The sequence below is a fragment of the Brucella pituitosa genome (assembly GCF_003049685.1).
Taxonomy (GTDB): domain Bacteria; phylum Pseudomonadota; class Alphaproteobacteria; order Rhizobiales; family Rhizobiaceae; genus Brucella; species Brucella pituitosa.
The window spans coordinates 1-12,174 of the sequence record NZ_PYSY02000006.1 but is presented as its reverse complement, the minus strand read 5'-3'; the positions used below and the strand labels follow the sequence as shown (position 1 = coordinate 12,174).

The following is a 12,174-nucleotide window of genomic DNA, read 5'->3' as shown; positions in this document are numbered from 1 at the left end:
CAGAAACATTCATTGCACTAGGTCTGGAACGAAATGGTCCACTTTGATGCCGACGAGGGACCTGATCCTCGAATACGAACCCGAGTTTAACAGCCCGTAGTGGGTGAGTGACGAGCTGAAAGAAAAGGGCGAGGTCACGGTTAGTAGGGCGTTCACGTTTGTAACGCGTGACTTGCTGAATCGTCGATCGAAGCGAACGGATGAAGATTCGATCTATCGGTTCCGATTTGCGAAAAGGGAGGCCGGCTATTTTCGAATTCCTGGCTGCGTCTTAGTATGTCAACATGACGTCCTCATCTCAAGCAAGGAAGTTTCTTTCGAGAGAAATACCTTCGTGGCGGAGCGCGGTGTGGGCATCTTTCGCCGTGTTGCTCGCGTAATGGAAGCCGACGGGGAAATTGTAGTCGGCGGCGACCGAGCTGGCACCATTCCGTCCGCGGTTTTCCGTGAGCTTCTCAGCAAGTTTCCCAGCTCCATCAAGCTTGATCAGTATGCCAGTGCCCGTGCGGAAACGATCATAGGAGAGTATCTTACGAATACGTCGGACGCGCGCGAAAAATACGAACGCTATCTCAATCGCCGCGCGTCCGACGTACATGACACCCAATTGCCGCACACCGAGTTGATCGAAGCCAAAATAGGAAAGTATCAACTTTTGCGAGAAATGATTTCTGGCTGGCTTGCCAGTTCTGTGAGCTACTCCGAGAAGAATTAGGAGAGGCTGATATTAAAAGTTATCCTTTTGTTGTTTCCCAAGTACGTCGCTTTCTTGGAGAATGTGCAGATTGTCGATGCCTACTCTATTCCTGGGCAAAAGAAAAAGCGCTTTATTGATATTTGTCTCATCGATGCGGGCGGAAATATTGACGTTGCGGGGTGAAAAAGCCGTTCGATGAGGCGCTGCTGAGCAAGAGTCTTTATCGGGGCAACAGTATTCCGTCAAAGGAACTATCCGGGGCAAACATGCAGGCGGAGAAGTATCTCTTCCCTCGTTCAAAGTGGGGCATCGATGGCGAGGCTGAACTCACCAGACGCTATTCAAAGCAGGTTCCACCGGCGAGGCAGATCCGATCAAAATGCGAAAGCGCTGCTTTTATTGTCGCCACTTGCGGCAGTCCGGCCTGCCCGCCTTTTGAGCAGCAAAATTCGATCTCGAAGTCATCAAGCGCAAGTATGCGAATATGAAGGACATCTTGACCTATAATGATCTTCTTCGGCGCTTGGCCGCCACCTGTTCCATGTGCGGGATGGACATCCGTATCCTGTCCCTATTAAGGTCTACGACGAGACGATACGCCTGATGAAGTCGGCGGTCCAAAAAGGAAGATTGGGGCATCAAGAGGAGCTATTGGCCTTGCATCGACTGGACGAACAGGCGAGGCGGCTTGAGCGCTACGTCACCGGGCCTGATCTTAAAGAGATTATTGCCGGCGAGTTTCATCGATCGCATGAGTTCGGCGGTCGCTCGATATTCGGCCACGAAGAAAATTCGGACAGCGATCGCAAGTCGTAACTTTACAAAACTGTTGCGCCATCAGTAATAGACGTTGCCCTAAGCTGCGTGTCCGGGACACGATCATCTGCAAATCTGACCTCAGGCTGGGCACAGTATTTTCTATAATGACCGAAGCCCGGAGGCCCGTCGGCCGTCCTTCAATGAAAGCATAGTGATGGAAAAAGCCGCCGCGATTGATCTCTGGTCGCAGCTCTTGGAGAGGGCAAGGAACAATGAGTGGTCATCATTCGATGACCCAAATCATGTTGTGAGCGATGAAGATCGGGAAGCCCGCGTTCACGCCTATCTCGCCTCTGGATGGACACGGGAAGACGCACGGGTCTTTGAGGAGATAACGCACCAAAAAGCGATGTCCTCTCCAATCACCAGTCCGGGAGTCAATCGCAATTCCGAGGTTATGCTTCAACGGTTGGTTAAGGCCTTGCTGGCCGGATTGTCTCCGTCAGATCGACGGCTTGCCGAAACGGCCCATTTTGCGGTGGAGCCAAAGGCTGGCCCCTTGGTGTCTACGATCAATGTGATGATGACTGACCAGACCATAATTGCGATGGGAACGCATTTCACGCGGTACTGCGGCCTTGTCGCTAGAGCCTATGTGCGAACCTGCAATCTGCTCCACTGGGAGACCGGGATAAACTTCAATGAAATGGAGCTACGCCGGCAGCTGCGGCGACACCCTGATCTATTGCTTTACTGGTGGAGAATTTTTACGTCATACGCGCTGGCCGGAACGCATTCACTAACAGAATTTCGGCCGTCCACGCGTGAAGAAGTGTTGTTAATGGAGCAGATGGCGACTGCAATGGAGATCTTCGCGCTTGCTCACGAATTGGGGCATCATATCCAGTCTCACGGACGTCAAATGGGCGTTGACGCAAAAGCCGAAGAGTTCGCAGCGGACTTGTTCGCTGCTAGATTGTGTGAGCAGATCGAAGGGACCAAAGATTACCAGGAGGAGATACAGGGCTTTCGCTTCACCAATCCATATCTTTGGACGGGCGCCGGTGGAATACTGCTTCTTGGTTCGATCGAAATATTTCGAAAAGTCAAAGAGAAGATATTTCAAAATCCCCGTTTTGATACACATCCTGAATTTGCCGAAAGAGCTATAAAAATCACTCAAAGGAACGTTCTTGATACGGCAATCTTTCACACACGCGTCGAATTCTGTAGTTCGGCCAGTAATGTACTTCAATGCGTGTTGTCGGAGCTCGAGCCAATTATGAGCGTATGGCCTTTTGCTGAAATGCGAGCGCGAATTCCGGACGACTGGGAATTAGCGCAGCAGTAGCGGAAGGCGCTTACTTCTAAAACTCAAGCGTGGAAAATTGCGAAGCTATCTGTTCTAAAGTGAGCTTAATTTATTGACAGACGACTCGGGGAGCCATGTGGCCAGATTTGCCGTTTGAGTTTAACGTAATGGGAACTCCGGTCAGCTCTCAAAGTGAGCTTTCCGCACCGCGCCAGGAATGGAAAGCCAGGGTTGCAAACGCGGCCGTGGCCGCATTGCCGGAGGGAGCGTGGTCTCTCGACCAAACTCGCCTCTCGGTCACATTGTTTTATTTTCCTCAAGCACCAATGATTGGCGACGTCGATAATATCATCAAGTTAACTCTCGATGCCATGATCCCATCCGTTTATCTCGATGATAGCCTTATTGATCGGGTTGTGGTTCAAAGATTCGGGCCGGATGCAAACGCGGCTTTCGCCAACCCATCCAACAAGTTGGTAGAGGCACTAGGATCGGAAGGTCCAATCCTCTATATTCGAGTAGATTCAGTCCCTGAGGAACCAAGCTTCTAATGATTGACTTTGCCGCAGTCGAAAGAAACGCGCTGGATGACTATCTGACCCGTCTTGGTGCGCAGGGTTACAGGGTCGTGAGGAGTCCCAAAAGATCAGACCTTCCGGCGTTTCTGGCCGACTATGAAGCTGACGCTGTTGCGATTGGTCCAAAGGGCAATATCGTTGTGGAAGTTGTGGCTAAAGGCAGCCCGACGGCACAAGCAAAGATTCGAAGACTGCGGGAAATTTTGGCGGATCACCCCGACTGGAGGCTTGAGGTCGTTTATGGTGGGCAAGCTGAACGGCAGGTTCCAATTGCAAGCGTCGCCGCCATTGAACGTACCGTTGAAGCGTTGAACAAATTGACTGATCCGCGAGCCTCAATTTTGCTCGCGTGGGCATCTCTCGAAGCCATCGCTCGACACTTGGAGCCTAGTGAAACACTAAAACCACAAACCCCTGGACGTGTGGTTGAACTGCTGGCTACTGGCGGGTTTGTGACTCCAAGCCAAGCAGAGACTTTGCGAAATCTCGCCACGATACGCAATCAAATCATCCATGGGAATGTGGATCTTGAGCCTTCAGTTGACCAACTGCAGGGCCTCATAGGGATTACTCATGAGCTAGTCTCATTCTTGAAGAGTCGGAAGGCTTAGTTTCGAGACGTCGCAACGACTTAGCAGACTTGCGTCGCTGGGTTCTCGGTTCGATTCCTTTCAAGATATGTTATGACAGAGCGTGGAGATCGCGCCAAGCCGCACCACCTGTCCGCTCATTTCACTGAAAGCGCCGTGCGCGCGAGTGTCATCCAGATGAGGTTTCTTTATCCGTGCAAAACTCTGCGTCGGTCGAGTTCATTTATTCTCTCATTTTTGTTTGAAAGGCGAGGGTTGCGGCTGACAAGTCCGCCAGCGCGGTACCTACTGCTTTAAATAGCGTTATCTCTTCGTTGTTGGAGCGCCCAATAGTAGTACCTGACGTCAGATCTGCTAATTTTGCTTGAACATGACTACGATTAATTACGCGTTCCTTAATAGGCTGAACGATGTCCCCACCTTCGTGGAACACTTCTTCGGTATCGATAAAGACCTTGGCCATCGACACGCACTCATCATCACTTTCGCGCATTTCCGAAGTAAATGCGCCAATCAGATCCACATGTGTACCTGGGCGTAACCATTTGCCGCATATGAGTGGCGTATGAGAAAGTGTGGCGGACGAAATAATGTCTGCTTCTGGCACGGCGTCTTCGAGAGAGGCAGCAATCTCGCAGTTGTACCCTTTCTGCCTCAAAGCATCGACAAGTCTTTGTGCACTCTCAATGTTAATGTCCCAGATTTTGATTTTATCGATGTCACGAATAGCTTTGTAAGCATCCGGTATTAGACTGGAAATGCGTCCAGAACCCAGTACAAGAAGCGATTTCGCATCTGGACGCGCGAGATAATCAGCGGCAAGTGCTGAAACGGCCACTGTACGCAAGCCCGTGATTGTATTGCCATCCATCGCCGCAAGATGCTCACCTGTATTGCCATCAAACAAATTATACGTGGAATTTAAGGCAGGTTTCCCGGACTCGGCGTTACCTGGGAAAATATTAACCTGCTTCACCCCCATAAATCGTGTATTCCCTGAAGGAGACCATGCAGGCATCAACAGTAACGTGCCTTGCTGATTGTTTAAGCCTTCAATGGAATGATGTTCACGGGCAGGTGCGCTGCATCCAGTTGTGAATGATATCCGCAGCGCTGCAATGAGTTGCTTCATAGGAAGTAGCGTCGAAAGCTCATCCTGTGAGAGATTTACAGGCGTGATGGTCATAAAAATTTCCTATTAGTTTCGTGGTTTGACTGTATTAAATGTCGAGTACGAGATCACTTGTTGGCCGTGCCTGGCACGTCAGGCAGACATTAGGATCGTCAGGTTCTGAGCCATGCATGTGTTGGACAGTTCCAGAGACAATTCTGACAGCGCAGCTTTCACACTGGCCAACCCTGCATCCGCTGGGCAAGGCAACCCCTATCTTCTCAGCAAAATCAAGAATAGGCCCTTGCGAGGCTGACCATTCGGCGTTCTTCGACCGACCGAATTGAATCTGAAAGGATTTGCCGTCATCCATCATAGTTTCTGGCGGAGAGCGAAACACTTCACTGAAAATGTCAAACTTTGGGACACCGCGACTTTGAAGTCCTTCAGAAAATGCATGCATCATGCCCGGTGGTCCACACATATAAATTCGTGGACGCATTTTGATCAGCTCGTCACTTATCATCGAGGCGCTAATGCGCTGATTGCTGTAGTAATCCTTGCCTTCAACATCCTCGGCGAGAGGAGCGTCATAGAAGTCAAATACATGAAAGTTTGGCAGTCTGTTTTTGTGTTCGCGTATTCGACTGCGGAAGGCATGTGTTCGACTATTAAGATTGCCATAAAGCAAGCTGATTTGAATCTCGTCATTGTCGGGCAGGGATTCAAGTAGACTTATAAAAGGTGTTATACCTATACCGCCTGCAAGGAAAATAAGCGGCTTAGGCGAAAATCTTGGAATAATAAAGTTGCCTGATGGCGCTCTCAGATTAACTGTGTCGCCGTCTTTCAAGGCGTGATGAATTTGGCTGGACATCTTTCCTTCGAAGAATTTTCCATCTTTAGTCACCCCTTTTTGGTGTCTGACAGAAATGCTGTAGGTAGTCCTTGCAACGACCGCAGCTGCACCCGTCAACGAGTATGCTCTGCTTAGCTCGTTATCATCACCTATCTGGATTTGAATATGCTGTCCGGGACGAAAGTCCGGCAGTTCTTCACCATCAATGGCTTCGAATATCAGGCTTCGCACGCCATCTGCTTCGATCGCTGACTGTCTTACTCTAAATTCTTTCCATCCTTTCCAAGACCTCTGACGCAGTTCAGTTAGCGGGTCCAATTCTATATTGCATCTGAATGATCTGTGAGGGATTGATCCGCTTATCGGATCGACTGCGTCGGCGGATATCAAGCTATTTGCGTTACTGTTGTAAGGACCCTGAGCAGAAAGTTCGGCACGATCCAGTTCAGGGCAGGACTGCCACCAGCCGAATTCAGCCACGACAACGTCGTCTGCAAGACCCGGCGTGGGTTTGGCCACAAAGCGGGCTGCGCCATTTCTCGTAGAGATGCGGATCCAGTCACCGCTTTGAATGCCGCGCTCTTTCGCCAGACCTTCACCGATTTCTGCAACGGGATCGGGCGCTCGCTTTCTCAATGAGGCAAGACTACGGTGTTGACTATGGCAGTAGTATCCGTTCTTTGCTGAACTTAAGACCAGAGGAAATTTTCTGCGCAGACCTTTGTGCTCTAAGATTTCATCTTCAGCGGGGGGAATGAAAGTCGGTATCCCAGGCTGCCCGTTGCGCTGCAACAATTCCGAATACAGTTCAACACGTCCTGTTTCAGTGTCAAAGGCTCGAACCCTGTTCTGATCATCGTGATGAGGTAGACTATATTTACGCTCTCTAGAATCTATCTGTGCTTTTACGCCTTTTGGAGCAATGCGGAGCGTTTCAACAGTGTGTCCGAGGGGCTCAAGCATATAGTTCCACCCATTCTCCAGACTGCCATCGAAGAACTCTTTTGCCATTCCCATTCTAGCCGCGAGATCAAAAATGATATCGTTGTCCGAACGAGATTCTCCGCGAGGTTCGACCATTCGTTGACGCAACTGAACCAGAGACGCTGCATCATCGCTGATCTCAAAGCCGAAGCGAATACCTTCATGCTCCCAAGGCGTATTCACTGGAAGAAATATGTCGGCATACTTAGCCGCGGGTGTTTCAAATAAATCGCAGTGGACATGAAAATCGAGCTTTTTAAGTGCTTCTTCTGCGAGCGAACTGTCAGCTTGAGAAATAGGCAAATTCGTACCAAAAGCCATCATTGCTCGTATGCTGTAAGGCTCACCATGGATTATGGCTTTGTACATATCACGGGCTGTTACCCAGCCCATAGAGGCTGGACCAATAGGCCTCATTTCCGCGCCTAATGTTTTGGAAAATTGCTTTTCAGTCAGTTTTTCCAGTGCATTAACTGGCCGATAGTATGGGCCGCGGCGTACGCGGTTGCCGCCGATAAGATCGAAACTTCCTGTAAGGGCATAAAGTGTTGCAACGGCTCTTTCTGTTTGCGTTGCGTTGCTGTGCTGCCCGATACCTGTCCATGCATGGTAAGAAATACGTTTATCACTTCGGATTAATTCCGCAGCTGCTTTTAGTGCTACCGGAGATACCCCTGTAAGACGCTCGACCGTTTCAGCATCATAACTGGCCGTAGCGCATGACAACAATTCGAATACCGGTCGACAGGAAAGCACTTTTTGGGCACCAACAGCCAGCTTCACTTCCACCTTGCCCTTTAGTGCAAAGCGGTTTGTCAGCACAGAAGATGGAGATTTTATAGCGTCTACCGGGGTAGGTACGCCTGATCTGACATCCCAGGCAACATACCGGTTTTCTGTAGCATCCGGCCAGAGCGTTTGTTCCCTCAAGAACAACCCATTGTCATCGCGCACGAGCAATGGTGCATTGGTCCAGTCACGTAGAAAGCGCTCATTATAAAGCTGCTCTTGAATCATTATTCGCAGCAGTCCAAGCGCCAGTGCACCATCTGTTCCGGGCCTTACCGGAAGCCATACATCCGCCTGTTTCGCGAGAGCCGTTGGGCGAGGATCAACCACGATCAACTTAGCCCCTTTTGCACGGCCTATAGAAATTGCGCTGGCTTGTGCAAGCCAGGTGTTTGTCGGATTATGGCCCCACAAAACAATTGTATCGGAATTGGAATAATCGGCGGGGGGTATTCCGCATCCAAACGTAAATGCATGAGCGAAATCCTTATGCCAATTGCAGATTTCGGTGCCATAGCATGTGTTTGGACTGCCAAAACTTCGGATAAACCTCTCTATCCAATCGATGCTGTCGGAGAGGGGAGTGCCGCTGGGCGTTGTCACAGAAAACGCAACTGCCTCTGCACCACTTTCTTGTTTAATCAAAGAAAGACGAGCCGCTGTTTCAGACAGCGCCTCTTCCCAGCTTATACGCTCCCAGCAAGGGTCGGGTGACCCCTTGGGAGAAGTCCGGCGCATAGGATATAACTGCCGGTGGGGACTATGAACGAGTTCTGGTGCTGCGCGTCCTTTCATGCACATTGCACTGCCTGTTGGATGCGACGTGTCTGGCCGAACCGAAACAAGCTGGCCATTTTCAACAGTATTGATCGTACCGCATCTTGAGCGACACAGTGTGCAATAGCCAGAAATTTCTGTTCCCAAGGCATACCTCTTTTTGGTAGCGCATTATTGTAGCGCACTACATCGCGTTAGTTTTGGTACGCTGTCAAGCCGTTGGGTGAATGAATTAATTAAAAATAGGCGCTTGACAGACGCGCTAGTAGTGCGCCACTGTGGTGCATCACAAAGTTCGGCATAGATCGATCGTGGGGAACGTTTAGATGATGCAGAAGTCTTTTTCGTAGGAACCTACGATTAGGAAAAGGCTCGCTTTTTACCCAACGTACTGTTTCTGTGCCAAGCGTAACTATCGACTTTCTGACTGTGGTTGGACAGAGCGAGGATTCGACATGGCTGTGCTTGAGGCACAAAATATCAGCATTTCATTCAACGGATTTTACGCCGTAAAGAATGTAAATTTCACGCTGAAAAAGGGTACTATTCAAGCTGTCATTGGTCCGAACGGAGCAGGAAAGACTACGCTTTTCAATCTTTTGACCAAGTTCCTGCAACCTATGGAAGGACGGATACTGCACGATGGCACGGACGTTACTGTGCTTAAGCCGTCTGCGATTGCACGGCGCGGGGTTCTTCGTTCATTTCAGATTTCTGCTGTCTTTCAGGCGCTGACAGTGCGTGAAAATATTGAACTCGCACTCCTCCGACGCAATCGTTTGGAGTGGCGATTGCTAGGGCAAGCTAGAAACAATCGCCAATTGGTTCAAAGATCGGATGAAATTCTCGAAGAATTTGGCTTCTCCGCCGAAGCGGCGGTTCATGTAGGCCAGCTCTCATACGGTCGCAAACGAGTTCTCGAACTTGCAACCACGGTCGCCGCCGATCCCAACGTTCTCTTACTGGATGAGCCTATGGCCGGGCTCGGGCGAGAAGACATTGATCGGGTTGCTGAGCTCATCCGGAAGGCCGGACAAGGTAGAACTGTGCTGCTCGTTGAACATAATATGCAGGTTGTGTCCCGCCTCGCTGACCAAATTACAGTTATGGTTCGTGGTCAGGTTCTTGCTGAGGGCACTTATTCGGAAGTTTCAAATCGCCCCGATGTTATAGCAGCTTACACGGGAGGGGCTCATTGATGGCCGAAGTTCTGACGGTGAGCAAGCTTGAAGCTTGGTACGGTGAATCCAAGGTTCTCCACGGCATGAACTTTAGGCTTACGCAAGGAGAGGTCGTTACGTTGCTAGGACGCAATGGTGCAGGAAAGTCCACGACGCTGAAATCTTTGATGGGCCTGATGAAGTTGCGTAAAGGCTCGATACTATACAACAATGAGCAAATCATTTCCTCCCAAGCCTATGATATTGCGCGAAAAGGTATTGCGTTCTGCCCGGAAGATAGAGGAATATTTTCAAGTCTTAGCGTGCGCGAAAATTTGATGCTTCCACCTAAGATAGCTCCAAATGGAATGGAAGTTGAAGATATCCTCCAGCTGTTTCCAAACTTACGCGAACGGATTGATAGCCCGGGTACGAAACTTTCTGGTGGTGAACAGCAAATGTTAGCCTTGGCGAGAATTCTTAGAACCGGTGCAAGGATTCTTCTGCTTGATGAGCCTACCGAAGGTCTGGCACCGATCATTATCAAACAGATTGAAAACACTATTATAAAACTTAAGGCACTGGGATTTACGATACTTCTTGTCGAGCAAAATGTAGGTTTTGCACACGCCCTCGCTGACCGAAACTACATCGTAGAAACCGGTTCAATCGTGGACGAAGTTGCTGCTGCAGACTTCGAGCGTCGCCTTCCTTCCATCCAAAGTTATCTGGGCCTTTGATCTCCAGTATGTATAGGAACTAAGCATGGTCACTATATTCGGTATCCCAACTGCTCTGCTCTTTGGTCAGTTGTTACTGGGGATTATCAACGGGGCTTTTTACGCTACATTGAGCCTCGGCCTGGCTGTCATCTTTGGGATGATGAACATCGCCAATTTCGCTCATGGCGCTTTGTATATGATGGGTGCGGTACTAGCCTGGCTTTTGTTGAACTCAATGGGGATTGGGATATTGGCCGGCACTCCTACTCTGTCCTTTGATAGTGGGTGCATTTGGTATGTTGATGGAGCGCTTTATACTAAGGCGCGTAAGTCATATCGATCATCTCTACGGTATGCTTCTCACATTTGGAATGGCGCTTGTAATTCAGGGTGTGTTTCGCTTTTGGTTCGGGTCATCTGGTCTTCCATACGCGATCCCGAGTTCTTTGTCGGGTGGAGTAAATCTTGGTTTTATGTTCCTACCCTATTACCGAGCATGGGTTATCGTTGCGTCACTTGGAATCTGCTTAGTGACTTGGTTCACGATCGAGAAAACAAAGTTGGGTTCGTATCTGCGTGCAGCGACGGAGAATCCAGAACTTGTGCAGGCTTTCGGTATTAAAGTGCCATTGATGATAATGCTCGTGTATGGTGCTGGCGCAGCATTGGCAGCATTTGCTGGAGTTCTAGCCGCTCCCATTCTCCAAGTAAATCCAACTATGGGAGCTGACATCTTAATCGTCATTTTCGCTGTGGTTGTTATCGGCGGATTGGGTTCGATTAAGGGAGCTATCGTTGCCGGGTTTGCAGCAGGGATTCTTGAGGGCTTAACAAAAGCATTTTACCCGGAAGCATCGACAACAGTTGTGTTCCTTTTGATGGCACTCGTTCTTCTGGTGAAGCCCACAGGTCTGTTCGGCGCAAAAACATATACCAGCGGTGCTGTCATGGCGCTTCCAACCTTTGCTAAGGAAACGCCCCTTTTGAGGTGGGCAATGTTTGGAACAATGGCGGTGTGCTTAGCAATCGCTCCATTCTTTGTTTATCCGGCATTCTTAATGAAAGCCATGACATATGGTTTATTCGCTTGCGCTTTTAATCTTATGGCGGGTTACGGAAAACTGGTATCTTTTGGACATGCGATGTTCTTAGGTACTGCTGGATACGTGACCGCTTATGCTGCGAAAACGTGGGGGTTCTCGCCGGAATTGGCAATCCTTGCCGGAACTGGCACAGCAGCAATACTGGGGCTTGCGGCGGGTTGGCTCTGCACTCGCTCAAGTGGCGTTTATTTCGCTATGATTTCACTCGCTCTTGCGCAGATGATTTACTTTCTGGCGCTGCAATTACCTCAAACTGGAGGAGAAGATGGGATTCAAAGCGTTCCGCGTGGATTGCTTTTTGGACTTTTCGACCTGAGCGATCCAACAATGCTCTATACCTTCGTACTCGTGATATTTTTAAGCGGCTTCCTGTTCCTTTCCGGGCTCGTTCGCTCACCTTTCGGCCAGGTTCTTAAAGCTATTCGTGAACATGAGCCACGAGCCCAGTCGTTAGGATTTGCGACTGAACGATACAAATTGGCGGCATTTGTGATTTCTGCAGCGTTGTCAGGATTAGCTGGGTCGACAAAAGTCATCGTTACACAAATCGCGAGCCTCACCGACGTACATTGGACAATGTCGGGTGAAGTAATCCTCATGACGTTTCTCGGAGGCGTTGGTACGCTCTACGGGCCGGTCGTAGGCTCTTTTATTGTGGTGGCCATGCAAAATTATCTCGCTTCTCTAGGAGCTTGGGTCACCGTCATTCACGGCGCTGTATTTATTTGCTCAA

9 protein-coding genes and 2 pseudogenes are annotated in these 12,174 nt (G+C 49.6%); 9 read left to right on the top strand and 2 right to left on the bottom strand.

What is annotated here, in order from left to right:
* Positions 1–103 precede the first annotated feature (103 nt).
* The 5 genes and pseudogenes from C9380_RS23880 to C9380_RS23860 all read left to right on the top strand — a co-directional run bounded on the left by C9380_RS23880 (position 104) and on the right by C9380_RS23860 (position 3,957).
* Positions 104–715 (top strand): hypothetical protein, encoded by a 612-nt coding sequence (locus C9380_RS23880; protein WP_128094895.1) that lies wholly within the window; start codon positions 104–106, stop codon positions 713–715.
* A gap of 528 nt (positions 716–1,243) precedes the next feature.
* Positions 1,244–1,513, top strand: a pseudogene (locus tag C9380_RS23875) (DUF763 domain-containing protein); the annotation flags it as partial.
* Positions 1,514–1,670: 157 nt separating this feature from the next.
* On the top strand, positions 1,671–2,807 hold the full coding sequence (locus C9380_RS23870; RefSeq protein WP_128094894.1) for a M48 family metalloprotease: 1,137 nt from the start codon (positions 1,671–1,673) through the stop codon (positions 2,805–2,807).
* A gap of 95 nt (positions 2,808–2,902) precedes the next feature.
* Positions 2,903–3,319, top strand: a complete 417-nt coding sequence (locus C9380_RS23865; RefSeq protein ID WP_128094893.1) for a RusA family crossover junction endodeoxyribonuclease — start codon at positions 2,903–2,905, stop codon at positions 3,317–3,319.
* On the top strand, positions 3,319–3,957 hold the full coding sequence (locus tag C9380_RS23860; protein WP_128094892.1) for a hypothetical protein: 639 nt from the start codon (positions 3,319–3,321) through the stop codon (positions 3,955–3,957). The genes C9380_RS23865 and C9380_RS23860 overlap by 1 nt, the downstream gene beginning before the upstream one ends.
* A 202-nt stretch (positions 3,958–4,159) precedes the next feature.
* Here C9380_RS23860 and lhpI read toward each other — a convergent pair whose 3' ends face one another.
* Both lhpI and C9380_RS23850 read right to left on the bottom strand, forming a co-directional pair.
* The gene (lhpI, locus tag C9380_RS23855; protein ID WP_128094891.1) at positions 4,160–5,122 is read right to left on the bottom strand and encodes a bifunctional Delta(1)-pyrroline-2-carboxylate/Delta(1)-piperideine-2-carboxylate reductase; all 963 of its coding nucleotides are present in this window, start codon (positions 5,120–5,122) and stop codon (positions 4,160–4,162) included.
* Between the two features lie 34 nt (positions 5,123–5,156).
* The gene (locus tag C9380_RS23850) at positions 5,157–8,603 is read right to left on the bottom strand and encodes a molybdopterin-dependent oxidoreductase (RefSeq protein ID WP_128094890.1); all 3,447 of its coding nucleotides are present in this window, start codon (positions 8,601–8,603) and stop codon (positions 5,157–5,159) included.
* Between the two features lie 308 nt (positions 8,604–8,911).
* On the opposite strand from C9380_RS23850, the gene C9380_RS23845 reads away from it, so the two are divergent.
* The 4 genes and pseudogenes from C9380_RS23845 to C9380_RS27260 form a co-directional block, all read left to right on the top strand.
* Positions 8,912–9,655: an ABC transporter ATP-binding protein gene (locus C9380_RS23845; protein WP_128094889.1), complete on the top strand. Its 744-nt coding sequence runs from the start codon at positions 8,912–8,914 to the stop codon at positions 9,653–9,655.
* Entirely contained in the window at positions 9,655–10,356 is a 702-nt protein-coding gene (locus tag C9380_RS23840) for an ABC transporter ATP-binding protein (RefSeq protein ID WP_128094888.1), read from the top strand. The genes C9380_RS23845 and C9380_RS23840 overlap by 1 nt, the downstream gene beginning before the upstream one ends.
* A gap of 25 nt (positions 10,357–10,381) precedes the next feature.
* Positions 10,382–11,258: pseudogene (locus tag C9380_RS27265) on the top strand (branched-chain amino acid ABC transporter permease); the annotation flags it as partial.
* A 27-nt stretch (positions 11,259–11,285) separates the two neighbouring features.
* Positions 11,286–12,174: branched-chain amino acid ABC transporter permease (locus C9380_RS27260; RefSeq protein WP_217284126.1), on the top strand; the 889-nt coding region annotated here is incomplete at its 3' end.

Excerpts from the sequence above, each read along its gene's own strand:
- C9380_RS23870 (WP_128094894.1), top strand. The coding sequence starts at position 1,671 with ATGGAAAAAGCCGCCGCGATTGATCTCTGGTCGCAGCTCTTGGAGAGG.
- C9380_RS23865 (WP_128094893.1), top strand. The coding sequence starts at position 2,903 with ATGTGGCCAGATTTGCCGTTTGAGTTTAACGTAATGGGAACTCCGGTC.
- C9380_RS23860 (WP_128094892.1), top strand. The coding sequence starts at position 3,319 with ATGATTGACTTTGCCGCAGTCGAAAGAAACGCGCTGGATGACTATCTG.
- lhpI (WP_128094891.1), bottom strand. The coding sequence starts at position 5,122 with ATGACCATCACGCCTGTAAATCTCTCACAGGATGAGCTTTCGACGCTA.
- C9380_RS23845 (WP_128094889.1), top strand. The coding sequence starts at position 8,912 with ATGGCTGTGCTTGAGGCACAAAATATCAGCATTTCATTCAACGGATTT.
- C9380_RS23840 (WP_128094888.1), top strand. The coding sequence starts at position 9,655 with ATGGCCGAAGTTCTGACGGTGAGCAAGCTTGAAGCTTGGTACGGTGAA.